This is a genomic window from Massilia sp. CCM 8734, from assembly GCF_011682155.1.
GTDB classification, from domain to species: Bacteria; Pseudomonadota; Gammaproteobacteria; order Burkholderiales; family Burkholderiaceae_D; genus Telluria_A; species Telluria_A rubra.
This window is the reverse complement of record NZ_WHJI01000036.1, coordinates 49,249-74,279: the sequence shown is the minus strand read 5'-3', so window position 1 is coordinate 74,279 and position 25,031 is coordinate 49,249. Positions and strand designations below refer to the sequence as shown.

Annotated in this window: 20 protein-coding genes; 13 read left to right on the top strand and 7 right to left on the bottom strand. The window is 65.2% G+C overall.

The genetic code is table 11. The features are described 5' to 3' along the window. Positions 1 to 70: 70 nt before the first annotated feature. The 4 genes from F2P46_RS26645 (at position 71) to F2P46_RS26630 (ending at position 4,389) form a co-directional block, all read left to right on the top strand. The gene (locus F2P46_RS26645) at positions 71 to 958 is read left to right on the top strand and encodes a YicC/YloC family endoribonuclease (protein ID WP_166895943.1); all 888 of its coding nucleotides are present in this window, start codon (positions 71 to 73) and stop codon (positions 956 to 958) included. A 218-nt stretch (positions 959 to 1,176) separates the two neighbouring features. After that, positions 1,177 to 1,824 carry a guanylate kinase gene (gene gmk, locus F2P46_RS26640; protein WP_166895941.1) on the top strand — a complete coding sequence of 216 codons (648 nt, stop codon included), beginning with the start codon at positions 1,177 to 1,179 and terminating at the stop codon, positions 1,822 to 1,824. Between the two features lie 32 nt (positions 1,825 to 1,856). Continuing rightward, positions 1,857 to 2,060 carry a DNA-directed RNA polymerase subunit omega gene (rpoZ, locus tag F2P46_RS26635; RefSeq protein ID WP_054264095.1) on the top strand — a complete coding sequence of 68 codons (204 nt, stop codon included), beginning with the start codon at positions 1,857 to 1,859 and terminating at the stop codon, positions 2,058 to 2,060. Between the two features lie 79 nt (positions 2,061 to 2,139). Then, positions 2,140 to 4,389, top strand: coding sequence for a bifunctional (p)ppGpp synthetase/guanosine-3',5'-bis(diphosphate) 3'-pyrophosphohydrolase (locus tag F2P46_RS26630; RefSeq protein WP_166895939.1), 2,250 nt, complete (start codon positions 2,140 to 2,142; stop codon positions 4,387 to 4,389). A gap of 180 nt (positions 4,390 to 4,569) precedes the next feature. On the opposite strand, the gene F2P46_RS26625 is transcribed toward F2P46_RS26630, so the two are convergent. Next, on the bottom strand, positions 4,570 to 5,121 hold the full coding sequence (locus F2P46_RS26625) for a biliverdin-producing heme oxygenase (protein WP_208296783.1): 552 nt from the start codon (positions 5,119 to 5,121) through the stop codon (positions 4,570 to 4,572). Between the two features lie 97 nt (positions 5,122 to 5,218). After that, on the bottom strand, positions 5,219 to 7,249 hold the full coding sequence (locus tag F2P46_RS26620; protein WP_166895937.1) for a TonB-dependent receptor: 2,031 nt from the start codon (positions 7,247 to 7,249) through the stop codon (positions 5,219 to 5,221). 170 nt (positions 7,250 to 7,419) lie between these two features. Between F2P46_RS26620 and F2P46_RS26615 the strand changes: the two genes are divergently transcribed. Then, entirely contained in the window at positions 7,420 to 8,196 is a 777-nt protein-coding gene (locus F2P46_RS26615) for a hypothetical protein (RefSeq protein ID WP_166895935.1), read from the top strand. After that, positions 8,193 to 9,605, top strand: a complete 1,413-nt coding sequence (locus tag F2P46_RS26610; RefSeq protein WP_166895933.1) for a hypothetical protein — start codon at positions 8,193 to 8,195, stop codon at positions 9,603 to 9,605. Before F2P46_RS26615 ends, F2P46_RS26610 begins: the two co-directional genes overlap by 4 nt. Before the next feature lie 2 nt (positions 9,606 to 9,607). Here the strand turns inward: F2P46_RS26610 and F2P46_RS26605 are convergent, their stop codons facing one another. Both F2P46_RS26605 and greB read right to left on the bottom strand, forming a co-directional pair. Beyond that, positions 9,608 to 10,948 (bottom strand): DUF3422 domain-containing protein, encoded by a 1,341-nt coding sequence (locus F2P46_RS26605; RefSeq protein WP_166895931.1) that lies wholly within the window; start codon positions 10,946 to 10,948, stop codon positions 9,608 to 9,610. A gap of 24 nt (positions 10,949 to 10,972) precedes the next feature. After that, the gene (greB, locus tag F2P46_RS26600) at positions 10,973 to 11,536 is read right to left on the bottom strand and encodes a transcription elongation factor GreB (protein ID WP_166895929.1); all 564 of its coding nucleotides are present in this window, start codon (positions 11,534 to 11,536) and stop codon (positions 10,973 to 10,975) included. 98 nt (positions 11,537 to 11,634) lie between these two features. Here greB and F2P46_RS26595 point away from each other — a divergent pair, with 98 nt between their 5' ends. After that, entirely contained in the window at positions 11,635 to 12,228 is a 594-nt protein-coding gene (locus tag F2P46_RS26595) for a hypothetical protein (RefSeq protein WP_166895927.1), read from the top strand. A gap of 306 nt (positions 12,229 to 12,534) precedes the next feature. Here the strand turns inward: F2P46_RS26595 and F2P46_RS26590 are convergent, their stop codons facing one another. Beyond that, positions 12,535 to 14,058, bottom strand: coding sequence for a prolyl oligopeptidase family serine peptidase (locus tag F2P46_RS26590; protein WP_166895925.1), 1,524 nt, complete (start codon positions 14,056 to 14,058; stop codon positions 12,535 to 12,537). A gap of 154 nt (positions 14,059 to 14,212) precedes the next feature. Between F2P46_RS26590 and F2P46_RS26585 the strand changes: the two genes are divergently transcribed. From F2P46_RS26585 to F2P46_RS37940, 5 genes are all read left to right on the top strand, one after another. Further along, a complete protein-coding gene (locus tag F2P46_RS26585; RefSeq protein ID WP_166895923.1) occupies positions 14,213 to 14,869 on the top strand; it encodes a response regulator transcription factor in 657 nt (218 codons plus the stop codon). Beyond that, positions 14,866 to 16,257: an ATP-binding protein gene (locus F2P46_RS26580; protein ID WP_166895921.1), complete on the top strand. Its 1,392-nt coding sequence runs from the start codon at positions 14,866 to 14,868 to the stop codon at positions 16,255 to 16,257. Before F2P46_RS26585 ends, F2P46_RS26580 begins: the two co-directional genes overlap by 4 nt. A gap of 64 nt (positions 16,258 to 16,321) precedes the next feature. Beyond that, complete coding sequence (locus tag F2P46_RS26575) at positions 16,322 to 17,080, top strand: PEP-CTERM sorting domain-containing protein (RefSeq protein ID WP_166895919.1); 759 nt, start codon at positions 16,322 to 16,324, stop codon at positions 17,078 to 17,080. A gap of 310 nt (positions 17,081 to 17,390) precedes the next feature. Further along, positions 17,391 to 18,155: a PEP-CTERM sorting domain-containing protein gene (locus F2P46_RS37945; RefSeq protein WP_229509471.1), complete on the top strand. Its 765-nt coding sequence runs from the start codon at positions 17,391 to 17,393 to the stop codon at positions 18,153 to 18,155. A gap of 71 nt (positions 18,156 to 18,226) precedes the next feature. Then, the gene (locus F2P46_RS37940) at positions 18,227 to 18,997 is read left to right on the top strand and encodes a PEP-CTERM sorting domain-containing protein (protein WP_229509470.1); all 771 of its coding nucleotides are present in this window, start codon (positions 18,227 to 18,229) and stop codon (positions 18,995 to 18,997) included. Between the two features lie 31 nt (positions 18,998 to 19,028). Here F2P46_RS37940 and F2P46_RS26560 read toward each other — a convergent pair whose 3' ends face one another. Together F2P46_RS26560 and F2P46_RS26555 are read right to left on the bottom strand one after the other, a co-directional pair. Then, positions 19,029 to 19,736, bottom strand: coding sequence for a phosphodiester glycosidase family protein (locus F2P46_RS26560; RefSeq protein WP_166895917.1), 708 nt, complete (start codon positions 19,734 to 19,736; stop codon positions 19,029 to 19,031). Positions 19,737 to 19,774: 38 nt separating this feature from the next. Beyond that, complete coding sequence (locus F2P46_RS26555; protein ID WP_166895915.1) at positions 19,775 to 23,704, bottom strand: putative Ig domain-containing protein; 3,930 nt, start codon at positions 23,702 to 23,704, stop codon at positions 19,775 to 19,777. Between the two features lie 180 nt (positions 23,705 to 23,884). Here F2P46_RS26555 and F2P46_RS26550 point away from each other — a divergent pair, with 180 nt between their 5' ends. After that, positions 23,885 to 25,027 (top strand): sensor histidine kinase, encoded by a 1,143-nt coding sequence (locus tag F2P46_RS26550; RefSeq protein WP_166895913.1) that lies wholly within the window; start codon positions 23,885 to 23,887, stop codon positions 25,025 to 25,027. Positions 25,028 to 25,031 lie beyond the last annotated feature (4 nt).

Genomic DNA, 25,031 nt, shown 5'->3' with positions numbered 1-25,031 from the left:
TTGTGTGGATAAATCACGGCTTTGTAAAGAAAAGATAAAAATACCGGGGACTCCATTGAGCATTTCTAGCATGACAGGTTACGCGGTGGCCACCAGCGAAGGCGCGGCGGGCACCCTTACAATTGAAATCAAGAGCGTTAATTCGCGCTTTCTGGACCTGCAGTTCCGCATCAACGACGAGTTGCGCGCGCTCGAACCGGACTTGCGCGCCGCGATCATGGCCGCCATCACGCGCGGCAAGGTCGAGGCACGCCTCTCTTTCGGGCGCAAGGTCGCGGGCGGCTCGCAAGCCCTGAATGCGGCCATGCTGGCCGATCTGGCCCGTTTGCAGAGCGAAGTGACCAAGCATTTTGTATCGGCGCCGTTGATGACGGTGGCCGAGCTGCTGCGTTGGCCCGGTGTGATCGAGGAAGCCCAGGTTGGCCAGGAGTCGCTGCAGGCCGACGTGGCCGCGCTGACCGCTACTACCGTCGCGGCGTTCGTCGACAGCCGCCGGCGCGAAGGCGCGGCGCTCGAAGCGATGCTCGTGTCGCGCATCGATGCGATGGATGTCATCGTCAAGCGCATCACGCCATTGATTCCGCAGGTGATTTCGCAGTTCCAGCAAAAGGCCATCGAGCGTATGCAGGATGCATTGGGACTGGCCGGGCATGGCACGCCGTCCACGCTCACGCGCCAGGAAGCGTTCGAGCGGATTCGCCAGGAAGTGACCTTGTACGGGATCCGGATCGATGTGTCGGAAGAGTTGTCGCGCTTGTCGGCGCACTTGACCGAGACCCGGCATATCCTCAAAAAGGGCGGGCAGGTCGGCAAGCGGCTCGACTTCATGATGCAGGAACTGAACCGCGAAGCCAATACACTGGGCGCCAAGGCGTCGGTCAAGGAACTGGCCGACGCGTCGATGGAATTGAAGCTGCTGATCGAACAGATGCGCGAGCAGGTGCAGAATCTGGAGTAGTTTTTACCCGACACCTCACCGCCGCTAGCTTGTCGCCACCCGCTAGCACGTCGTTCCCGCGCAGGCGGGAATCCAAGTTCGTAACGTAGCTGTTGGCTGCGCAATCAACTTGGGTTCCCGCCTTCGCGGGAACGACGCTTTGGGGCCACTGTAACAAGTAGCCAAGTAGCCGTACCAATATAGCAACCACCGCACTAACGTACTCAAGAAAGACACTTATGCCATCTCCTACCCCCGGTTTTTCAGGCAGCCTGTTCGTTGTCGCCGCGCCTTCCGGCGCCGGTAAATCAACCCTGGTCAACGCCCTGCTCGCGCAGGAACCTGGCATCAAGCTGTCGATCTCGACCACCACGCGTCCTCCCCGCCCGGGCGAGCAGGACGGCCGCGAGTACCATTTCACCACCGCCGAGGATTTCGTCGAACGCGCCGGCCGCGAGGAATTCCTCGAATGGGCCGAAGTGCATGGCAATTACTACGGCACTTCGCGCCTGATGGTCGAAAAGGAAATGAAACTGGGCACCGACATCCTGCTCGAAATCGACTGGCAGGGCGCGCGCCAGGTGCGCAAGCAGTTTCCGGACGCCGCCGGCATCTTCATTTTGCCGCCCTCGATCGCCGCCCTGGAAGAGCGCCTCTACAAGCGCGGCCAGGACGAAGAGAACGTCATCACGCGCCGCCTGCTGGCCGCCGGCGGCGAGATCGCTCACGCTCCCGAGTTCGAGTATGTTATTATCAATGAAGAGTTCAACGTCGCCTTGTCAGAGATGAGCGCGATTGTCAGAGCGACACGCAGCCGTTTTGCACAACAAGCTGCGCGTAACGCCTCGCTATTTGCCCAACTGGGTATCCATGCGCAACAATCGTGACACGGCACACACCGTCATATTGAGGAAAATACATGGCCCGCATTACCATTGAAGATTGCTTGAAGCACATCCCTAACCGCTTTCAACTGACCCTGGCCGCAACCTATCGCGCCCGTCAGTTGTTGCAAGGCCACACTCCCAAGGTGGAAGCCAAGGACAAGCCAACCGTTGTCGCCCTGCGTGAAATCGCTGCCGGCAAGGTCGGTATCGAGATGCTGAAAAAGGTTCCGATGTAATTAGTTATTTCGTGCCCGAACGGTGTCAACAAGCCATCCTGATTTACATTTTTCACATTTCGGCTGATTGACTTTGCGTATGAATCTGATTCCTCCGGATACGACACTCTCAGGCACACCCAAGACCCGGTCTGCACGCGCCGCCACCAAGGCGCAAGAGGCCGAGGTCCCTGTCACACCCGTTCCGGGCGTGGCATCGGTCTCGCACTTGTCGGCCAAACTCTCCGAGTACCTCACTGCCTCCGAACTCAAAAAGGTCAAGGAAGCGTATCGTTTTTCCGACGAGATGCACCTTGGACAAGTCCGTAAATCGGGCGAACCGTATATTTCCCATCCCATCGCCGTGGCTGAAATCTGCGCCGACTGGAAGCTCGACGCCCAGGCCATCATGGCCGCGCTGCTGCACGATGTGATGGAAGACCAGGACGTCAAGAAGGATGAGCTGATCGAGCGCTTCGGCGCCCCCGTCGCCAGCCTCGTCGACGGCCTGTCCAAGCTCGAAAAAATCGAATTCCAGACCCTGATCGAAGCGCAGGCGGAAAACTTCCGCAAGATGCTGCTGGCCATGGCGTCGGATGTGCGCGTCATTCTCATCAAGCTGGCCGACCGCCTGCACAATATGCGCACGCTCGAGCACATGACGCCGGCCAAGAAGCGCCGCATCGCCTCCGAGACGATGGAAGTGTACGTGCCGATCGCGCACCGCCTGGGCCTGAACAATATCTACCGCGAATTGCAGGACCTGGCGTTTTCGCACCTGTATCCGGTGCGTTACCGCACCCTGTCCAAGGCGGTCAAGGCGGCGCGCGGCAACCGGCGCGAAGTGGTCAAGAAAATCCTCGAATCGGTCAAGAGCACCTTGGCCACGGCCGAGCTCCCGGCCGAAGTCTACGGGCGCGAAAAAACCCTGTACGGCATCTATAAAAAGATGCGCAGCAAGCATTTGTCGTTCTCGCAGGTGCTCGATGTGTACGGTTTCCGGGTGGTGGTCGACAGCTTCGCCAATTGTTACGTGGCGCTGGGAACCCTGCACGGCCTGTACAAGCCGATGCCGGGCAAGTTCAAGGATTACATCGCGATCCGCAAGTTGAACGGTTACCAGTCGCTGCACACCACCCTGATCGGCCCGTACGGCACGCCGGTCGAGTTCCAGATCCGCACCCAGGAAATGCATCGCACCGCCGAGTCCGGCGTGGCGGCGCACTGGCTGTACAAGAACGGTGAAGCGAACCTGTCGGACTTGCAGCAGAAAACCCACGCGTGGTTGCAGTCGCTGCTCGACATCCAGCAGCAGACCGGCGACTCGGCCGAGTTCCTCGAGCACGTCAAGGTCGACCTGTTTCCGGACTCGGTGTATGTGTTCACGCCGAAGTCGAAGATCATCGCCCTGCCGCGCGGCGCCACGGCGCTCGACTTCGCCTACACGATCCACACCGGCATCGGCGACCATACGGTGTCGGTCAAGATCAACAACGAGCCGGCCTCGCTGCGCACCGAGTTGCGCAATGGCGACATTGTCGAGATCGTAACCAATCCCGACTCGAAGCCGAGCCCGACGTGGCTGGCGTTTGTCCGCACCGGCAAAGCGCGTTCGGCGATCCGCCATCATTTGCGCACGATTAACCTGAACGAGTCGGTCGAACTGGGGCGCGAGTTGCTGGCGCAAGCCCTGACGGCCCTGAATATCCAGCCGGACTTGCCGGAACCGGCGGTCGAGAAGCTGCTCAACGAATCGTCGGCCAAGTCGATGGATGAGCTGTATGCCGACATCGGCATCGGCAAGCGCATGGCCGCCTTGGTGGCACGGCATATTTTCGGCCTGGTCGATGACGACCTGGTCAGTTTGCCGGCCAACCCGAACGCCACGCCGGGCGAACTCGATCCGGTGACCATTTATGGCAGCGAAGGCGTGTCGGTGCAATTGGCGCCGTGTTGCCTGCCGATTCCGGGCGACCAGATTATCGGCCAGTTGCGGCGCGACCAGGGTTTGATCGTGCATACCAGTGACTGCGCCAGCGCCAAGCGCTTGCGCGGCAAGGAGCCGGACCGCTGGATCGCCGTGCAGTGGGGCGGGGAATTGAACCGCCGCTTCGATTGCCGCATCAGGCTGCTGATTAACAATGAAAAAGGCATCCTGGCGCGCGTGGCGGCCGAAATTGGCGAGTCGGACGCGAACATTTCGTATGTGGGCATGGACGAGGATGAAGAACACGTTATGACGCAGCTGCGGTTTACGATCCAGATCAAGGACCGCGTGCACTTGGCGCACTTGATCAGGAATCTGCGCCGCGTGGTGGGCGTGACCAGGGTGGAGCGCGAGCGCAATTAGGTCGCTGGCTGTACTTCGTCCACCGCTGGCAGCTCGCTTCCCGTCGCTCGCTATTCGCGCTACCCGTGAAACCGTCTTTCCCGCGAAGGCGGGAATCCAAGGCATCGTCGCTTAGCAAACATGCCTTGGATTCCCGCCTGCGCGGGAATGACGGTCTTGAGGGCGGTGGTCGGCCTTCCCCTACCGCATCGCCAAAATCCGGTCGAACCCATCGCATGCGCCCCGGCACGCGTCGGCAATCTCCCCTTCGCTTTTCACGCCGTCCCTCAGCGCCAGCATGAAGCTGCGCCAGCGCGGGCCCGGACCTTCCGCCCCACTGCGCAGATAGCGCAGCCGATGCGGCGCCAGTGGCCCCGCCAGGCGCTGGTACAGCACCGCTCCGCCCAGTTGCGAGCCTTCGATCACGTACGTCACGCCCCAGCGGTAGGCCGCGCTGGCGCCATCCGGCCACACGGTATCGTCCACCGGCCGCGCATCGACGCGCACCCCGGCCAGCGCCGGATCGGCCAGGTCGGCATCGATCAGCGCCACCCGCGCCACCGCCGGCAAACTCGCCTCGCCCTGCGGACCATCGGCATAACGCGCCAGCCACGCCTCCAGCGGCGCCAACCAGCGCCGCAGCATGTGCAGGTGATCGCTGTAGTGCTGCAAGCCGGCGTCCGGCTGGGCCAGCGGCATGCCGGTGTCGAGCACGGCGTGACGGTCGGCCGTGGCAATGCGCAGTGCGCTCAAGGCGTCGCCGGGCGCGCGGTTGGGATGTTGGTTAATAGACTATTCCTGTTCTGTAGGGCATTTTTCTACAGTCTATCAGCCTTGCCGCGCGCACGCCTTAAAACGCCGAACTCAGGGTCAGCCGGAATGAGCGCGACTCGACAGGATGAAAATGGATGTCCGCGATCGCCTCGTCTTCCCCTTGCAGGCGCGATTCGTAAAAATAATCGATCGCCGAACTGCGCCGGTTGGCCAGGTTGAAGCCTTCCAGTTCGAGCTTGAGGCGCTTGCCCAGTTTGTAGCCGATGCGCCCGTTCAAGGTGGTGGTGGAACGCGAGCGCACGCCGTTGTCTTCGATCAGCGGACGCGGGCCGAAATAGCGCAGCTGCGCCGCGCCAAACCATGGCCCAAGATTGTCGAGCGCCAGCGCCAGCGACGCCACGCCCTCCACCGCGCCGGGAATGCGCCGTCCTCCCGCATCGGCATCCCTGAAGCGCGCGCGCGCAAACGCCACGTCGGCGTCCAGCGTCATGAACGCGTTCGGCTTGTAGTAATTGGAAAACTCGACCCCGCTGCGGCGGCTCGGACGGCCGGCCTCGGTGGTGCCGGCGTCGCCCACGAACACCAGTTCCGAATCGACATCGAGCTGGTACACGGACAGCGAACTCTGCAATCCCCTCAGCGCTTCGGTGCGCACACCCATCTCGACACCCCTGGCCTTGACCAGCGGCGTCACGCGCTCGGCCGGCTCGCCGCTTTTCGGATCGGTGCGGATGGTGGCGCCGCGCGCATCGTTGCTGTGGAAACCGGTGCCGGCGTTCAAATACAACTCGGTCTTGTTCCACGGACCGAAGATCAGGCTCAGGGTCGGACTGGCGCGGTGGGCGCTGGCGCGGCCGCTGTTCTCAGGCAGGATGCTGTCGACATCGAAACGGACATGGTCGACGCGCACCCCGGCCACCGTGCGCAACATCGGCGTCCAGCGCGTGCTGTTGTCGTAGAACGCGGCGGCGCTGGTCTCGACGATATGATCCTCGCGCGTGGTGGCGCGGCGCTGGCGCGCGACGGTGTCGTACAGGCCGTTGTGGATATTGTCGTTCTGGAACTGGAAGCCGATCCGGTGGCTGCCCCAGCGGTGCTCGGCGTTCACGGCGCTGGTGACGCGCCGGTCCGGCTGGCTGAACTGGTCGCCCTTGACCGGATCGTCCAGGAAATACGTGAAGTTCGAATACAACGCAAGACGGTTGGCAACCACCGAGGCGTTGACCCTGGTGACGCCCGCGTCGGAGGCGGCGTGCCAGCCGCCGGACAGGCTGTAGCGGCGCGCAATACCGCCGTCGCTGGCATCGACCGTGTCGAAGCGCCCCAGGCGGCCGTCGTCCAGTGCGCGCCGGGGAATCTGGTCGCTCGCGTTCCACCTTGCGCGATAGGCCATGGCGGTGACGTTCAATCCATGCGCGGCGTCGCCCTGGCTGTACCGCAGCACGCCGTTGAGCTTGTTGTAATCGTCGCCGCGCGTGAATGGCCCGTCGTTATGGAACGCTTCGATCGCGTACAGCAGATTGCCCTGGCCGGCCTTGGGCGAGTCGGCCAGCAGCGCGCGCCGGTAGCCGTTCTGGCCCAGGCCGACACTGGCGATGCCTTCCGGCAGCGTGTCGGCGTAGCGCACCGCCAGCGCGCCGGCGGCGGCGAAGTCGCCCTCGTCGGCGTAATACGGGCCCTTGCGGTATGCCAGCCGGTCGGCCAGCTCGGGAATCAGGAAGTTCAGGTCGGTCCAGCCCTGCCCGTGGGCGTGGCTGCGCTGGTTGACCAGCATGCCGTCCACGGTGGTGCGCAGGTCGGTGCCATGGTCGAGGTTAAAGCCACGCAGGTAGAACTGGTTGGCCTTGCCTTCGCCACTGTGCTGGCTGACGATCAGGCCGGGGGTCGCTTCCAGCAGTTCGCCGGGACGGTACACCGAGCGCGCCGCCAGTTGCTGCTGGGTCACCACGCCCGCATTGGCCGAATCGGCAATGCCGAGCTGGCTGACGCGCGAGGCGGCCACCACCACCTGGGGCAGCGCTTCGGCGGTCTCGCCGGCGTGGACCAGGGCCGAGACGCCCAGCAGCAGGGCAGTCAAGGGATGGCGGACAAGTCGATAATCATGCATGGATTGGCCTGTGATCGAAAAACGGGCGCTCGAACAACAGCGCAATGCAAGCTTATTCGCTCGCACCATGGTTTCGGATTCAACTCCTTGAGGCCTTGTCAAGGCAGATAGCTTCCACATGGCAATCATGTGTTAGTATTTACAACTTTGCCAACTTTTCATGCCGCTCCATGGGATATCGCCGTTTTCTTCACAAGCTGCCCTTCTGGCTGGCCCTCGCACTGACCGGCCCGGCCAGCGCCGTCGAGCGCACAGAGACAGTCGAATGCGACTTGCCGGACGGTAGCGGCTTCGTGCTGCAAGCCAAACATGACTGGGCGATGCCAGGAGACGTCAGCGGCCGCCGCGGCAACCGCGACGACCAGCAGGACTTCGCGGTGGATTACCGCGTGCGCGGCAGCGCCAGGCTGGTGAGCACGGGCGCCAGCCTGGCCTATCGCCCGCTGCGGGAAGGCACCAACCTGGAACTGCTGTGCTCCCGCCTGGGCCTGCATCAAGGCCAGCCGGGCACGGGGTCTTCCCTGCGCATGCCGGGTGAACAGCGCTTCTGGGTGCCGGCGCGCACCGGCAAGGCCGCGCTCGACGCGCCCGAGCAACAGCGGATCGACGCCCTGCTGTCCCAGCGCGGCCTGCGTCTGATGGGCAGCCACGGCGCCCTGGCCATGCGCCAGGGCAAGCTGGTGCAGGAGTTACCCCTGTCCGCCGCCGACGCTCCCGGCTGCACCGCACAGGACGCGCTGCAATGTCCGGTCGGCGCCGTACTGCGCCTGACCTCGGGCGACCGCGGCGACACCTGGCAGGCCGCCAGCATCGAGAGCGCGCCCTATTTTTTCAAGACCGGCGTCGCGTTCTCCCGGCAAGCCGGCCTTGCCCGCCCTTCCGCACGCAGCCTGCGCAATTACCGCAACCGCGACGACAACGACGCCAAGCCGTCCGAAAAACCATGACCGACCTTCCGCACCGCATCAACAGCACCCTTGCCGCCGCGCTGTTACTGGCCCTGCATGCGCCCTCCAGCTTCGCCCGCGAGCGCCTTGAATGCGTGTTGCCCCAGGGCGGCCGGATTGTGATGGAAGCGCGCTGCAAAGCACCGCCCGGCGTGCGCAGGCAAGAATGCGCTGACCGCTACGATACGCGCTACCTGGCAGCGGGCGGCGGCGCAGCGCTCGATTTGGGCAAGACAGACCTGAAAAACGCGGACCACGCAGCCACGCCCGCAAGCATGTGCGCCAGGTTCTATGCCAGCGGTGATGCGGTCCATGTGCCGCCCACCTACGACGGGCAGTACCGCAGCATCGTCAAGGGGCACATCGTCGCCTTGACAGTACAGCGCCGTGGCGACGAAGCGGTCGAAACAGAGGCCAATCGCAACGCCGCCCCGGAAGTGTTGACGTACACCGGCCATCGAAGAGTCGCTGCACTCGGCACCACATGGATGCTGGAAGAAGCATTCACGCGCCGCTACCGGGGCTACTACGCGGGCGCCGGCATGGAGCGCGCTCCGCTGTCGCACGTGGCGCAGATGCAATCGACCGATGAAGGAATGAGCTGGAGCGAGCCGGTCATCACCAAGACATCCAGATTGTTCACCATCGGCAAATCGGTGCTGGACCAGCCCGATGCCGCCAAGCCAGCCTTCGAACCGGACGACGACCGGCGCCGCGACCGGCGCGCCCGGCTGGCACAAGGCACGCCGATGCTGATACGTTGCCGCCTGCCCGATCACTCCGAGTTTGTTCTCACTGGCAAGCAGTCGAGTGACGACGAAGTCAAGCGCGAATGGGGCGGCGCGAGGTCGATGTTCATGCCGCTGGTCTCGATTGCCTATGTCGCCGCACCCGGCGCGGCCGCCATCGAGGTGGAGCCGGAGCTGTCCCTGCTGTCCTTCATGGCGAACGTTCCGCGTCCCAAGCGCGACGAGCACTGCGGCAGCGCCGGCATCGCCAACGGCGTCCCCTACATCGGCATCAGCATGCTCGACCAACAGCGCAAGCACTTTAGCCGCTTGACGTATCCGGACAAGATCTGGTACCCCGACACGCTGCCGCGCCCGGCTGCGCAGGCGCTCGCGCGCAGCAAGCTGGTGTGGGGGAAAGGGGTTGAGCCCTTGGTCGCGGCGACCCGGCGCGGCAAGCTGCTGGCGCTGGAATACCCGGTCGTGCCTGACGGCTGCGGCGGCGGCGATCCGCACCACGTCAGGCCGCCCGTGTGCACCGTCAGCGCCGTACTGCGCAGCGAATCGGACGACGACGGCATGACCTGGTCCGACCTGGCCTTTTCAACGACATCCTGGATCTTCGCCCCCGGCCAGCCGGTTGACCAGCAGCCGGGGCGGGCCACGCTGGCCGGCGACTAAGTTCAGCGGCTCACATGGTGATGCATGCGCCGCAGCCCCAGCCAGACCATGGCCAGCATCACCGGCATGGCCGCGCCGGTCAGCAGGTCGGGATTGAGCGGCACCCCAAACGCCTTCATAGCCTTGCCCGCATAGGCGATCAGCCCGATCGAGTAATACGAAATGGCCACCACCGACAAGCCCTCGACCGCCTGCTGCAAGCGCAACTGCTGGGCCGCGCGGGCGTTGAGCGACTCCAGGATGCGCCGGTTCTGCTGCTCTTGCACGATGCCCACGCGCGTGCGCAGCAAGTCGTTGCTGCGCCCGATGCGCTCGGACAGCGCCTGCTGGCGCCGCTCGGTCGACTCGCAGGTGTTCATGGCCGGGGCCAGGCGCCGGTCCATGAATTCGCGGATGGTCGGCACGCCCGGAATGCGCGTTTCGCGCAACTCCTCGATGCGCGCCTGCACCAGCCGGTAATACGCTTTTGACGCGGCGAAGCGGTAACTGTTTTCCAGCGCCAGCTTTTCCATGCGCGCCGCCAGCACCGTGATTTTGTGCAGTAACTCGCGCTCGTCGTCAGGCGCGTCGGGGATGCCGGCGAGCGCGTCCGATACCCCATCGCCGGCGTCGCTCATGCCCGCGGACAAACGTGCCAGCTCGGCTTCGATGCCGTTGAGCACCGGCGCCGCCTGCTGCGCCTGCGGCAAGCCGAGCAGCGCCATCATGCGGTAGGTTTCGATTTCCAGCACCCGCTGCACCAGGCGTCCGGCCTGCTGGTACTGCATGCCCAGGTCCTGGATCACCACCCGGCCGAAGCCGTCCGGCGCAATCGCGAAATCGGTCCACACCTTGGCGAAATTCTGGCTGTCGCAGCCGACCAGCAGGTTGCCGGCAAACACATGGCGCATCTCGGTCAGCGAAGCGCTCACCTGCTGCAGGCTGACGTGGGTGGCGGCCATCACCTTGCCTTCCAGGCCCAGCAGCCACTCATCGGGAATATGCCGCAGCGGCGCCTGGTCGAACGCGTGCTCGGCCGCGACCGGGTGGGCGCGTTGTTCGGCGAAGGTATAGGTCGAAAACTCGGTGTGCGACTCCCATTGCAGGCGAAAACTGCCGAAATCGTGGAAGAAATAGCGCGCTTCCGGATGCGGCGATGCTACCCCGAAATGCTGGCACAGGCCGGCCAGCAACTGGTTTTGCGACGCCAGCTGGTGCGCCTCGGCATCGTCCTCGTGGCGCGCGTACACCGCCAGGTGGGTCAGCGTTTCGGGACCGTTCAGGCGCAGCGAGGGCCGCGAATGGACTTCGGCGGCCAGCGGTATTCGCAGTGCGTGGTTGAAAGTGGCGTGGGAAATCGACATCGGCAACTCGCTAAAAATGAAAAATCAGTCCGCGACGGGCGCCGGATAATGCACGCTGAGCACTTCGAGCTCATCGGGGCCGAGCGGCGTTTGCAGGGTGATCAGGTCGCCTTCGCGCGCCTTGGTCAGCGCGCGCGCCACCGGCGAGACCCAGCTGATCTTGCCGTTCAGCGGGTCGAGTTCGTCGATGCCGACGATGGTGACCGTGTGTTCCTCACCCGCGCTGTTGGCGTACGTGACGGTGGCGCCGAAAAAGACCTGGTCGTTGCCGAATTGCACGCTCGGATCGACCACGGCGGCCGAATCCATGCGCTTGGTCAGGAAGCGGATGCGCCCGTCGATCTGGCGCAGGCGCCGCTTGCCGTAGATGTAGTCGCCGTTCTCGGAGCGGTCGCCGTTGGAGGCGGCCCAGTGCACCACCTTGACCACCTCGGGCCGCTCGACGTCGATCAGTTGCAGCAGTTCATCCTTGATGCGCTGGTAGCCGGCCGGCGTGATGTAATTCTTGGCGCCCACGGGAATGGCTTGCGCAAGCGCAATGGCTTCCTCGTCGTCATGATCGGATTCTTTGACAAATGCTTTATTCATGCGTTCCATTGTAATGGCCCACGCGCATCCTGTCCGGGCGATACCTTTTCGGGGGCGCCCATCCTTTTCACGTATCATGAAACATCACAGGGAGGACCATGACTCGACCCACGCGCACCCGCTCGCGCCTGCTTGCACCATTGCTGTACCTGGCGGCGCTGATCCTGCTGCTGGAAGAATGGCTGTGGAACACCGGCAAGCGCCTCGGCGCCGCCATCGCGCGCTGGCCGCTGGTGCGCGGGCTCGATGCGCGCATCCGGGCGCTGCCGCCGTACGCGGCCCTGTGCGCATTCGTGCTGCCCGCCATTTTGCTGTTTCCGGTGAAATTGCTGGCCCTGCTTGCGATTGCCAACGGCCACGTGGTAAGCGGGGTGCTGGCGATGGTGCTGGCCAAGATCGGCGGCGCGGCGGCGGTCACGCGGCTGTATGCGCTGACCCTGCCCAGCCTGCTGACCCTGGCGTGGTTCGCACGCTGGCATGGCGTGTTCAGGGCCTTCAAGGATAAATGGGTGGGCGCCCTCAAGCGCACGCTGGCCTACCAGCGCACCAGCCGCAGCGTGCTGGGCCTGCGCGCGCGCCTGCGCCGGGCCTTGGCGGCCTGGCGCCGGCGCTCCCGGGGCGGACGCCACAGCCTGCGCCCGACCCGCATCCTGCGCCGTTTCGTGGCCATGTGGCGTGCGCGGCGGCGCTGAGCGGCGCGGCGACATCATCGCTTACATCAACATTCCTGCGGACCCTGGTGGCTATTGCCGGTGCGCCCCCCTGCGGCAAACTGTCTCGTTTTGCCGTCTCGTTTTGTCTCGTTTTGTCTCATTTTGTCTCATTCTCCCTGCAGGCAATTGCGAAAGTGGCTTCCAGCCAAAAGGAGACAGAATGAGACAAAACGAGACAGAATAAGACGTCCAAACGAGACAGTTTGCCGCACGAGGGCGGACGGGAGTCACCCGGGAGCCAGCCCGGGTGTTATTTCCCGGAAAGCCGGCCCGAGACGCGCATGCTCAAAAGCGGCTGAAGAAATCCCGCGCAGCCACTTCGCAGGCGACATTCGCCATGAAGCCATGATAATTGTCGACCGTGGCGGGATCGTCCCCGCTGTCGATCAGCGCTTGCCGGATGGCCGCAAAAAGGGTTTTCGGGCGCGCATACGGATCGTTGGCGGTCACGGGCGAATCGACGTCGAGCAGTTGCGCCGTGGAGCCATGGGCTTGAAAGTAAGCGTGCGTCAGGCGCGCATGCGCGAAATTGACTTCAGGATCGCCCTTGCCGCCGCACATCAGCATCGGGGCGGCCGGCGTCCAGGTGCGCAAGTCGTTCTTCAACCACGCGGCGCGCATCGGGTTCGCCGGCGAGCATGCCAGCGGCGCCAGCGGCGACGTCACCGGGCACGGATTGGCGGCGATATCGGCCAGCACGCGGCCCAGGTAGCCCGCGTTCATCAAGCTGTTTGCCGGCGTGCCGAACGCGCCCTTTTGCGCGGCGCTGAGCCCGGCATAATTGGCCATCTCGGTGCTCAGGAAATACGCCGGGAATTTCCCTTCGGGTACCAGCGTATGCAATGCCACATTGGTGGGCAACAAGGTTTCCATGGCGCTGGCATGGGCGCTGGAATAGACTTCCGACGGTGTCGCATACAGGTTGCCGTAGGCTTTTTGCCACGCGGTGATCTGGAGTACCAGCTGGAACTGGCTGGACAGCGAAAACGCGCCGGGCTCATCGAACGCGCCGGGCGTCCCCAGCGCCTCGTAATCGATGCTCTCGGCATAACTGCCGCTCTGCGGCGCCGACGCCGTCACCGTCACGCCCGCCGCCTGCATGGCGCGGTGGGTGGCCATTGCCGCATAGCCGCCTTCCGAATAACCGGTGAGGAACAGCTTGCCGTTGCCGGCGACCGGCTCGGTCAGTCGCGCCATCGCCGTGCGCGCGGCGGCAAGCGCGTCGATCATGTCTTTCGATTGCTGCTCGGCGATATGATGCGGATGGTAGTTCAACGCCGACGTGTCGTAGCCGGCGTAATTCGGCGCAATCACGATGTAGCCCTGCGCGGCATACATGGCGGCCGGCGTGCTGATCCTGCCCGCGCCTTCGTTCGTCATGTCGCCGATGTCGGCCATGTTCAGCTTGCGCTGGAACGAGCTGCCATGACCATACAGCACGAGCGGGCGCTGGCCGCCGCAGGCCGGATCGGCGCCGGTCGGCACCAGCAGCGCGGCCGATGCCGTCGTCGCTTCGCCGGCCGCGCCGACCGTGTTGTACTCGACCCGGTGAAAGTCGATGCCGCACTTCGGTGCGCCCGCGATCGCCAGCAGTTGGGGGCCGAATTTGTTCAATTGCGTGCCGACCCCGGCCACGTCCAGCGACAACAGGCGCGTCGGCGAGTTGCGCAGCAGGGCGCCGCGCCCGGCCGGGGTGTCGTCCACGGTCGGACCGGACGAGCCGCCGCAGCCTGCCAGCAGGATGGCCAGCGCGGCGCCGGGTAGCAGGAATCGGGATCGGAATCGGGTAAAGGGGATTGGGTGTGGCATCGTGCCTCCGGTAAGTGATCAAATAGCGTCGAATGCGCGCCTGGCGATGCAGGTGGCAACGGCATTATGCAAACGCCAACCTTCGGCTTTGCCAAAGACCGGCGCTGGCGCGGCCTTTGGCTGGCGTTAAGGTTGAGCTCGGTATAATCGGCCCATGCATCTACTCCTCATTGAAGACGATCTGGACTTTGGGCGCGCCCTGCAAGGCGCCCTCAAGGCCGAAGCCATCAGCAGCGAATGGCTGCGCCGCGCCGGCGACGCGCCGCGCTGTTTTCACGACACAGCGTTTGACTGCGTGCTGCTCGACCTGACCTTGCCCGATGGCTGCGGTTTCGACTTGCTGGCGCGCTGGCGCCGGGCCGCCAACGCGGTGCCGGTGATTGTGATGACGGCGCGCTCCGGGCTGGAAGACCGGCTCGCCGGCCTGGACGGCGGCGCCGATGATGTCATCGTCAAGCCCTTCGCCACCGAAGAGCTGATCTCGCGCCTGCGCGCGGTCTTGCGGCGTTATGCGCGCCAGGCCAGCGAGCAATGGGTGGTCGGCGCGCTGACGATCGAGCCGCGCCGTCATCTGGCGCAGCTCGACGGGCAAGCGCTCAAGCTGTCGCCGCGCGAATTCCAGCTGTTGCTGGAACTGGCGCGCGAACCGGGCGCGGTGGTGGCCAAGGGCGCGCTGTCGCAGCGGCTCGAGCCGCTCGGCGACGCGGTCGATTTCGCCGCGATTGAAGTGCATATTTCTAACCTGCGCCGCAAGATTGGCGCCGAGCGCATCCACACCGCGCGCGGTATCGGCTACGTGCTGGTGCCATGAGCGCCTGGCCGCGTCCGACCCTGGCGCGGCGCGTGATGCTCGCGCTCGGCATGGCCTTCCTGCTGGTGTGGTGCATGCTGCTGGCCTATGAATACATCCAGTTCAAGCAAGAATCCGAGCAACATTCGGGCGTGCACAAGGTCGGCAACGCGCTCTACGCGGCCCTTGCCAGGCTCGAGCGCCCGGAGCAGGTGACAACGGCGCTCGCCACCACCGCGACCTGGCTCAACCTGTTGCGCCACGAGGCGAAGCAATTGCCGGGCGAGCTGGTGTTCGAGCTGCGCGACCACCGTGGCCACCTGATCTATTCCTCGCTCGCCCAGGCAAGCCCGGCGCCGCCAGCCGGCGCGGACGACGCCTTCTGGGTATATGAGCGGGCCGCGCCCGCCTGGTCGCTGCGCATCGCCGAACCCAAGCCGGCGCGCACGGCCACGCTGGGCGGCCTGGGACGCGGACTGGTTCCCTACCTGCTCATTTCCCTGCCGTGCGTCTTGTTGCCCTTGTGGCTGGCCGTGCATCAGGGCTTGCGCCCCTTGCGGCTGCTGGCCGAGCGCGTGGCGGCGCGCCGGCGCGACGACCTCTCGCCGATCGGCATGGATCCGAACTACAGCGAGTTGCGCCCGCTGGTGGCCGCTTTCGACCAACTGCTGGCCAGCCTGCGCGGCAAGGCGCAGCGCGAACGCGCCTTCATCGAGGATGCGGCGCACGAACTGCGCACGCCGATGGCGGTGATCTCGACCCAGGCGCACGTCATTGCGCGCGCGACCGATCCGGGCGAACGCCGGCAAGCGCAGGAGCATCTGAACCTGGCCATTGCGCGCGCATCGCACCTGACCGGCCAACTGCTCGAACTGGCCACGCTCGACGAGATGGCGCCCGCCACGCTCGAACTGGTCGATGTGGCCGACAGCGTGCGCCAATTGTTGGCGCAGCACATGAGGCTCGCCCTGGCGCGCCGCATGGACCTGTCGCTCGATGCGCCCGACCAGCTGGACTGGCCGGTGGAAGTGGCCGCTTTTCACTCGATCGTCAGCAACCTGCTCGAGAACAGCCTGCGCTATGTCCCGCCCGGCGGCTGTGTGCAGGTCGGCCTGCGGCGCGACGGCGCCGACCTGGTGCTGTCGATCGCCGACGACGGACCCGGCATTGCGCCAGACCAGCGCCAGCACATTTTCGAGCGCTTTTACCGGGGGCGCGGACACGATGCCCCAGGCTCCGGCCTGGGCCTGGCGATTGTCAGGCAAGCTTGCGCCCGCATGCGGGGCGAGGTCCGGATCGTCGCCGGCCTGGCCGGCCGGGGCTGCGGCTTCGACGTGCGCTTTTTGGGTGGCGAGGAGCCGCGCGGCATGACACGCATGCGGTGTTACAAAAAAAGCATTCGGAACTGACAATATGCCATGTATTCTGATTAACATCCTGCCGATCCACGGCAGCCAACCCCCAAAGGCAAGCATGCACCCGCATTTCAACAAACGCACCTTGTGCGCACTGGCCGCCCTGGTCGCCGCCTGGGCGCCCGCCCAGGCCAACACCAGCACCTCGTCCGCCAGCATCGAGCAATTCCAGTTCCGCCTCGTCGACCTCGACCTGAACGATGGCATCGCTCCCTCGATCACCTTCGGCACGGACAGCCGTTTCGTACGTAGCGAAGGCGACGGGCAAGTCGACACCCGCAGCGAATCGGGAAGCACCTCGATCGTGACACAGTTCGGCTCGGCCGGCGGCACGCTGTCCGATACCGCCCTGCTCTCGCACACCAGCGTCGACCATCTGGCGCTGCATGACAGCTACCACACGTACGGCAGCCAGAGCAACCGCGCCACCGAGTTCATTCTGAGCCCGAATACCGAGCTGATCTTCACCGGCGTCGGCCGGATCGCGCAGCACCTTGGTGTCCCGTTCGTCTGGGCCGAAGCGAGGATCAGCATGTCGGCGCATCTGTTGGACGCGAACGGCTCCTGGACTCACCAGTTCAACAAGTCCTACGACGTGAATGCCAGTGATGGCTGGGCCACCATCAATTTGTACGGCTCGCTGATATCGGATGCGCAGCAACGCAGGGGCGAATTCTCGCTCGACGCCTTCACTGTCCTGGCGGAACCGGTCAGCACCGTTCCGGAGCCGTCCACCTACGCCATGCTGCTGGCCGGCACCTTCATGCTTGGGGCCGTGGCGCGCCGCCGCAAGGCCGCTGCCGCACGGGCGGCATGAACCAGCCCCGCCCCAACCATTCCGTCCCGGCCGCCATGGCCGGACAGCGCCATCCTCATCGAAACAATTGTATGCTTGCCCATCCATCCAAGATCGTCGCCGGGCTGTTCGCAGCCGGCCTGCTGGCGCTCGGCGGCGTCGCATGCGGCAAGCGGCGCGACCAGGCACGCATGGCCTGATTGCCGGGCACGCCGCGCGCGGCATGGCATGCATGCAGTGTTACATAAAAGGCATACGGAAATGACAATATTCCATGTATTCTGGTTAACATCCTGCTGATTGTCGGCAGCCAACCTCCCAAAAGGCAAGCATGCACCCGTATTTCAACAAACGCACCCTGTGCGCACTGGCCGCGCTGGCCGCCGCCTGGGCGCCCGCCCAGGCCAACACCAGCACCTCGAGCGCCAGCATCGAGCAATTCCAGTACCGGCTCGTCGATCTCGACCTGAACGATGGCGTCGATCCCTCGATCACCTTCGGCGTGGACACCCGTTGGCTGTCCACCACCGGCGACGGGCAAACCCAGCAAATCAGCGCATCGGGAACGACCTCGATCGTGACGCAGTTCGGCTCGGCCGGCGGCACACTGTCCGATACCGCCCTGCTCTCGCACGTCAGCCTCGACCATTCCGTGCCTGTGGATAAGCTTCGTCACGAATACAGCAACTATGGCAAGCGCGTCGGCGAGTTCATCCTGAGCCCGAATACCGAGTTGATCTTCACCGCCGTCGGCAAGATCGCGCAGCAACGTGAAGGCGGCTTGGAGGGAAATGACAGTCGTATCGCTATGCGGGCGTATCTTTTGGACGCGAATGGCAAGGAGTATAGACAATTCGACAAGTCCTACGAGGTCAATAACAGAAATGCCTCGGCCACCATCAATCTGTACGGCTCGCTGAGATCGGATGCCACGCAACGCAACGGCCAATTCTCGTTCGACGCCAACACCATCCTGATGGGAGTGACCCCGCCGGTTCCGGAACCGTCCACCTACGCCATGCTGCTGGCCGGCGCCGCCGTGGTGGGCGCCGTGGCGCGCCGCCGCCGCAAGGCCGCCGCAGCCCCGGCCGCATGAAGCGGCACCGCCCCAACCATTCCGACCCGGCCGCCACGGCCGGAAAGCGCCATCCTCATCGAAAGAATCCCATGCTTGCCCATCCACTCAAGATCGTTGGCGGCCTGCTTGCCGCCGGCCTGCTGGCCTGCGCACCGGCCCATGCCGCGAATGGCAACGCTTCCGCCAGCCTGAAAAACATCAAGTTCCAGCTGATCGACCTCGACCTGACCGACAACATCAGCCCGAGCATTGACTTCTTCAGCACCAGCGCCAGCGGCTACCTCAGCTTCTTCTCTTCCGATCCAGGCATCGACGAGACCGGTTATTCGAACCGCTTCGAGACCGTCAACAAGCCGTTCACTTACGGCGGCGCCAGCACGCACAACGGGCCGACCAGCATGCGTTCCGAGATGCATATCAACACGTCCCTGCCCGAGTGGACCTCTTTCGTCTCCACCAACCAGAGGCTGCACTTTACCTTGTCGCCCTCGACCCGGCTGCTGTTCTCGGCCGAGGCCGAGGTCTTCGTGCAAGACAACGGGATCAAGGACACGGCCGCTAACGCCACCCTGGGCGGCGGTTTCGAAACCACCATCGATGGGGTCAGGGGCTACGAATCGTTCTCCACCACGCTGTCGACCAGCGCCGGGGCGCGCAGCGAACTGCTGCTGGGCGTGCTCGATACGGGAGCGGCGATCGGGACTGGCGTGCTCGCGGCCGGCACCTCCGCCTCCTTCTACACCGATCAGAACACCTCGCCGGTGCCTGAACCGGAGACGTATGGCATGCTGCTGGCCGGCCTGCTGGTGCTCGGCGGCGTCGCGCGCGGGAAGCGGCGCGGCCAGGCACGCAAAGCCTGATTGCCAGGTCCGCCGCGCCCGCCGGGTATCGTTACTCCAGCACGCCGAGTATCGGTCCCAGCGGCGCGGCGCCGTCTGCGCGCCCGAGTGCGCTTGAGAACAGGCTCGAGATCGAGCCGTCCAGGTAGAGTGCATTCTTGCAATGCAACGTGTCGCGGAAGTAGGTGGCCAATTCGTGGAAGGTGACCGGCACGTTGCTGATCACAAAAATCGCCTTGCCATCGACCACGCCGACGCCGTTGCGCACGTAGCGCGACGGCGATGCCGGGTCGAAGCGGGGATGCAGTTGGCCATCGATCACCAGCATCGGACCGGACTGGGTGGCCAGGCGCACCTCCACGGCCTTGGCCGCGTACGATGGATAAGCCGACGATTCGAGCACCGCCGGTCCGGCCTTGCCCAGCATGAACACGCCATTCGGCTTCATGAAGAAATTGCCCTTGCCATCATCCAGGTTCAGCGGCGCCAGTTGCTTGCCGTTTTCCACATGCAGGCCCACCGGGGCGAAGCCCGGATGGTACATGCCGGCGTTGACGGCAAATACCAGGCGCTGCTTGCGCCCCTGCAACCACGCCTGCAGGCGGGCGAAGCCCATGAAGGGCTGTCCCGCCTCGTCGTACAGGAACAGGCGCAGGTCTTGCCGCGCCGGGTCGACCGTCACCACCGTGAAACGGGCGTCGGCCGCCTGGCACAGCTGGGCGCACAGGCAAAACAGCAGGGAGAACAGGCGTTTTTTCATGACGCCAGTGTAGCGCGTCTCCCCGCCGCACGGGCTGGCTAGTACAGCATCGGCGAACCGTCCACCAGCGCCCCACCAGCGAGCAGCGGCTGCATGCCGCCGAAGCTCGCGCTGCCGATGATGGTCAGGGCCGCGTTCATGCCCAGCGCCGCCAGGTTGCCGTCCACCGCGTAGTGATAGGCCAGGTCGCCGCCGATGGCGGCCGTGTCGCTGCCGCCGCGCGAGAACGCCGCCAGCGAGGCCGCCATGTTCCAGCTGGTCAAGGACGGGTTGGCCAGGCGCGCCTGGTTGAACTGGCCGACCAGGCCGGCAAAGTCGAACAGCTCGACCTTGTTGTCGTGGATCGCACTGGCCGAACCTGGCTGGTAATCGACGCCGCCGGCGGTGACCACCTGCAGGGTCGAGACGCTGGCGCCGCTGTTGCCATACCAGTTCTTGAAGGTGATCTGGTCGCCCGCGCCCATTGTCAGGACCAGCTCGGCACCGACCTTTTTCAGGGCCAGGCCGGCGAACGCGATGCCGTGGCCCAGCGAGAGCGTGTCGTCGCTGGCGCCCACGGCGCTCAGGACATCCTGGCCATCGCCCCGGTTAAAGACGTGCACGTCGGCCCCCTGCTGCCCATTGATGCTGTCGTTGCCGGCGCCACCGATGAACAGTTCCCTGGCAGCGCCCCCGACCAGCGTATCGGCGCCGCTGCCGCCGCTGAACAGATTGGCCTCGGTCCCGTTGTCGGTCAGCGTATCGTTACCGGCGCCGCCCAGCAGCAGGTCGTAGCCGGCCAAGCCGTTCATGGCGTTCGCCGCGCTATTGCCGACGATCAGGTTGTTACCTGTATTGCCGGTGCCGTTGATGGGCGCCGTGCCCGTCAGGGTCAGCACTTCGACGTGGACGGCCAAGGTCCTGTTAACCAAGCTGAACAGCTGATCGAGACCGCCGTTCGCCATTTCGGTCGTCACGTCGCTGGTGCTGTCGACGTAATACGTGTCGTCGCCGCCGCCGCCGATCATGACGTCGCCGCCCGCGCCGCCATTGAGCACGTTGGCGCCGGCATTCCCGCTGAGCGTGTTGTTGAGCGTGTTGCCGGTGGCGTCGATGGGAGCGCTGCCGGTCAGGATCAGGTGTTCCACGTTCGCGGGCAGGCTGTAACTCACGCTGCTGTGGATGCTGTCGGCGCCCGCGCCGGCGCCTTCGCTCACCACGTCGAACGCCTGGTCGACCAGGTAGCTGTCGTTGCCCGCGCCGCCGACCAGGGTGTCGGCGCCGAGGCCGCCGTCAAGCGTGTCGTCCCCGCCCAGCCCGTACAAGGTGTCCTTGTTCGACTTGCCGGTGAGGGTGTCGGCGGCGGCGCTGCCGGTCAGGGTCAGGCTCGCGCCCTGGCCGATGTTCAGGGCCAGGGTGGCCGTCGCCGCCAGGCCGCCGGCGTCGGTGTAGCGCACGGCGACGCTGGCGCCGCCCTCGCCCAAGACCGGGGTGCCGGAAAACGTGCGGGTGGCGGCATCGAACGCCAGCCATGCCGGCAGTTGCGCGGCGCTGTAGACGCCGACGTCGCCCGCATCCGGGTCGGTAAAGCTTGCCGCCGGCAAGCTGTAGCTGAACGGTACGCCTTCGGTCACCGTCAAGGGCGCGAGCGCGCCGGCCAGCACTGGCGCGCGGTTGGTGTTGGCGACGATCACAGCGAAGGGGTGCGACGTCGTCAGGCCGCCCAGGTCGGTGGCCGTGACCTTCAGCGCATAGGTGCCGCTGTCGTCGTAGCCGGCGCTGCCGCTCAGGTAGTTGTTGCGCACGTCGTAAGCCATCCATGATGGCAGTGCGCTGCCGTCGGCGCGCGTCACGCTCAGGCTCACGGCGTCGAACTGGTTCGGATCGGTAAAGGCGGCCGGACGCAGGTAAAAATTGCCGCCCTCGGCCAGCGTGGCGTTGGCGCCGCCGCCGGCATACACCGGCGCCAGGTTCTGCTCGACCGTCATGCGCGCGCTGTCGCTGATGCGCAAGCCTTGCTTGTCGGTGGCGGTGATGACCAGCTCGTACGTGCCGACGTCGGCGCTGGCCGGGAAACCGGTGAAGCTGCCACCGACGGTCGGATGCGGCGCGAAATGCAGCCATGACGGCAAGGGCGCATTGCCGGCCAGCGAGGCCGACAGGGTCAGCACATCGCCGCTGTCGGGGTCCGAAAACATGCGCGCGCCGAGCGTGAGGCCGAAAATATGCCCGGACACCGCGCTAAAGTCGGGCAAGCCCTTGGTCAGCACCGGCGCGCGGTTGACGTCGAGCACCACGATGCCAAACTCGCTCGATGTGCTCAAGCCGCCCCGGTCGGTCGCGCTGGCCTTGAGCTGGTAGCTGCCGCTGTCCTGGAAGCCGGGCGTGCCGCTGATCTTGCCGCTGGCCGCATCGTAGGCCATCCATGCCGGCGCGGCGCTGCCGTCGGCGCGCGTGAGCACGACGGCCAGCGTATCGTTCGGGTTGGGGTCGGCAAACAGCGGCGCCGGCAGCGAAAAGGCCGCGCCTTCGGCCACGCTGGCGCCGGCGCTGGCCGCCACCACCACCGGCGCCACGTTCGGCCCGTTGACGGTCAGGCGGAAAATGTCGCTGGCCGACTGCGCGCTGCGGTCGGTCGCGACCACTTTTATGTCAAACACGCCCATGTCGGCCAGGCCCGGCGTGCCGCTGAAGGTGCGGCTGGCGGCGTCGAAGCGCAGCCACGCCGGCAGTTCGGCGCCGTCGGCGCGCAGCGCCGTGTAGCTCGGCACGTCGCCCGCGTCGGGGTCGAAAAAGTGGCTGGCCGACAGCTGCAGCGTGAACCCGATGTCGGCGCTGGCGGCGGCGTCGGACAGCGGCATGGTGAGCACCGGCGCGCGCTCGCTCAACTGGGCGATGGTCTTGATGCTGCCGTCGGCAAACTCGACCCAGCTGACACCGGCGCCCTGGTTGAGCAGGGTGACCTGGCCGCCCCTGCCGTCATACAGATGGCGCGCGTCGCCCGTATTGACCACCTGGACCTGGTTGGGATAGACGCCCGCGGCGAAGCGCAGTACATTGCCTGGCGTGCCGTCCGGGCGGGCGGCGTCGTCGACGACCGACACGCCTGCGCCACCGGCGAACAGATAGATATCGTCGCCGGCGCCGCCGGCCAGCAGGTTGTTGCCGGCGCCGCCGCTGAGCAGGTCGCGGCCCGCGCCGCCGTTCAGCACGTCGTCGCCGGCGTCGCCGTCGAGGGTGTCGTCGCCGTCGCCGCCATCGAGGGTGTCGTTGCCTGTGCCGCCGGCGAGCACGTCGTCACCGCCCAGCCCGGTCAGGCGGTCGTTGCCGCCCTTGCCGTCGAGCTTGTCGTCGCGCACGGGGTCGCCCAGCATTTCATTGTCGCCCTCGTCGCCGTTGACGACCGGCGCCAGCGTCATCGCCAGCAAAGTTTCCCGATCCCAGCTGGTGCCGTCGGCGAAGCGGATCTGGGCCGGCACGCGCAGCAGGGCGGGGTCCGGCATGATGCGCATTTCCAGGATCGCGTCGCTGCCGGCGATGCGCACCAGGAACTGGTACTGGCCCTGCAGCGACACGCTCACCTGGTCCGGGCGCACGTCGGGCGCCATCATGATGGTGTTGTCGGCGTAGACCGGGCCGGACAGCAAGGTCACCAGGCCGTTGTCGCGCCCGAAATACAGCAGGTTGCGGCCTTCGCCGAGCTCGACCTGGTCGTGCCCGGCGCCGGGCCTGGCGCTATCGTCGCCGGCGCCGCCGGAAAGAAAATCGTCGCCGTTGCCGCCGCTGAGAGCATCGTTGCCGTCCATGCCGTACAGCTGGTCGTTGCCGTCGCCGCCGTCCAGGACGTCGTGGCCGCCTTCGCCGATCAGGGTATCGTTGCCTTCCATGCCATACAGATCGTCGTCGCCGCCTCTGCCGTCGATAACATCCGCGCCCGGGGTACCCCACAAGATGTTTCTGCTGTTATCGCCAACGATGGAATTTGCCATGGAATGTGCCTGTTATGAAAAAGTGTAAAGACATTGTTTTATAGAAATGATTCCCGGTAGTCAAATTGAATTGTCAAATTGTGTTGTATAAATGTGCTACATGGATGGGGAGCAAGGAAATGCGGCCCAGCCCGGTTTTACCGTATGATTCCAGCCATCGTTTCTTCCGCCGACACTTAGATGAGCCCCGTTCCCCCCACCATCGCCCACGCCATGAAAGCGTTCGTCAGCAACACCCCGGCGCTGGTGTACCAGTTCGAGCTGCATGCGGATGGCCGCGTGGCCTTTCCCTACGTCAGCGACGGCTGCGCCGCCCTGCTCGGCCTGTCCGCCGCCGAACTGCAGGCCGAACCGCAGCGCTTCATCGAGCTGATCGTGCCGGAAGACCGCAAGAGCTACCTCGACGCCATGCATGCCTCGGCCGCCAGCCTGGCGGGCTGGAACTGGGAAGGGCGGGTCTGGATCCACGAATACAAGGACCAGAAATGGATCAACCTGCGCTCGTCCCCGCGCGCCATGGCCGACCATCCCGGCAGCGTGCACTGGGAAGGGGTGATGACCAACATCACCGCCAGCAAGCTCGAACAGCTGGAAGTGACGCGTTCGCGCGCCCGCCTGGCCGAGCTGGCCGCGCACATGGAGCATGTCAAGGAACAGGAGCGCACCCGCATCGCGCGCGAAATCCACGATGACCTGGGCGGCAACCTGACCGCCATCAAGATGGCCCTGATGATGCTGACCCAGCGCCTGCCGCCCGACCAGCCGCAGCTGGCCGAGCGGGCCGCCTATGTCGAGGCGCTGGTCGACCGCACCATCGACGCGGTGCACCGTATTTCGCTCGACTTGCGCCCCTCGATGCTCGACTTCGGGATCAATGCCGCGCTCGAATGGCAGATCAAGGAATTCGAAAAGCAGAACGGCATCGCCTGCAGCTTTGCCTGCACCGACAAGGAAATCGACCTGCACCTGGACCATGCGACCGCGCTGTTCCGGATTTTCCAGGAAGCGCTGACCAATATCGCCAAGCATGCGCACGCGAGCCGGGTTGCCGTGCGCCTGCAATTGCTGCGCCAGCACATTGTCTTGACGATCACCGACAACGGCGCCGGCATCGCCCAGGCCGACCGCCACAAGCCGCAATCGTTCGGCCTGCGCGGCATGAGCGAACGGGCCCAGGCGCTGGGCGGCACCATGACCCTGGCGCACGCCCCCGGCGGCGGCACGGTGGTGAGCATCAAAATCAGGCTCAGTTCGGCCAAAACGACGATAATGGCGGATCAGGGCGCCGAGGCCGACGCGGCGGCGCCCGACGCCACCAAGTAAAGTA

Excerpts from the sequence above, each read along its gene's own strand:
- F2P46_RS26645 (WP_166895943.1), top strand. The coding sequence starts at position 71 with ATGACAGGTTACGCGGTGGCCACCAGCGAAGGCGCGGCGGGCACCCTT.
- gmk (WP_166895941.1), top strand. The coding sequence starts at position 1,177 with ATGCCATCTCCTACCCCCGGTTTTTCAGGCAGCCTGTTCGTTGTCGCC.
- rpoZ (WP_054264095.1), top strand. The coding sequence starts at position 1,857 with ATGGCCCGCATTACCATTGAAGATTGCTTGAAGCACATCCCTAACCGC.
- F2P46_RS26630 (WP_166895939.1), top strand. The coding sequence starts at position 2,140 with ATGAATCTGATTCCTCCGGATACGACACTCTCAGGCACACCCAAGACC.
- F2P46_RS26620 (WP_166895937.1), bottom strand. The coding sequence starts at position 7,249 with ATGCATGATTATCGACTTGTCCGCCATCCCTTGACTGCCCTGCTGCTG.
- F2P46_RS26615 (WP_166895935.1), top strand. The coding sequence starts at position 7,420 with ATGGGATATCGCCGTTTTCTTCACAAGCTGCCCTTCTGGCTGGCCCTC.
- F2P46_RS26610 (WP_166895933.1), top strand. The coding sequence starts at position 8,193 with ATGACCGACCTTCCGCACCGCATCAACAGCACCCTTGCCGCCGCGCTG.
- F2P46_RS26605 (WP_166895931.1), bottom strand. The coding sequence starts at position 10,948 with ATGTCGATTTCCCACGCCACTTTCAACCACGCACTGCGAATACCGCTG.
- greB (WP_166895929.1), bottom strand. The coding sequence starts at position 11,536 with ATGAATAAAGCATTTGTCAAAGAATCCGATCATGACGACGAGGAAGCC.
- F2P46_RS26595 (WP_166895927.1), top strand. The coding sequence starts at position 11,635 with ATGACTCGACCCACGCGCACCCGCTCGCGCCTGCTTGCACCATTGCTG.
- F2P46_RS26590 (WP_166895925.1), bottom strand. The coding sequence starts at position 14,058 with ATGCCACACCCAATCCCCTTTACCCGATTCCGATCCCGATTCCTGCTA.
- F2P46_RS26585 (WP_166895923.1), top strand. The coding sequence starts at position 14,213 with ATGCATCTACTCCTCATTGAAGACGATCTGGACTTTGGGCGCGCCCTG.
- F2P46_RS26580 (WP_166895921.1), top strand. The coding sequence starts at position 14,866 with ATGAGCGCCTGGCCGCGTCCGACCCTGGCGCGGCGCGTGATGCTCGCG.
- F2P46_RS26575 (WP_166895919.1), top strand. The coding sequence starts at position 16,322 with ATGCACCCGCATTTCAACAAACGCACCTTGTGCGCACTGGCCGCCCTG.
- F2P46_RS37945 (WP_229509471.1), top strand. The coding sequence starts at position 17,391 with ATGCACCCGTATTTCAACAAACGCACCCTGTGCGCACTGGCCGCGCTG.
- F2P46_RS37940 (WP_229509470.1), top strand. The coding sequence starts at position 18,227 with ATGCTTGCCCATCCACTCAAGATCGTTGGCGGCCTGCTTGCCGCCGGC.
- F2P46_RS26560 (WP_166895917.1), bottom strand. The coding sequence starts at position 19,736 with ATGAAAAAACGCCTGTTCTCCCTGCTGTTTTGCCTGTGCGCCCAGCTG.
- F2P46_RS26555 (WP_166895915.1), bottom strand. The coding sequence starts at position 23,704 with ATGGCAAATTCCATCGTTGGCGATAACAGCAGAAACATCTTGTGGGGT.
- F2P46_RS26550 (WP_166895913.1), top strand. The coding sequence starts at position 23,885 with ATGAGCCCCGTTCCCCCCACCATCGCCCACGCCATGAAAGCGTTCGTC.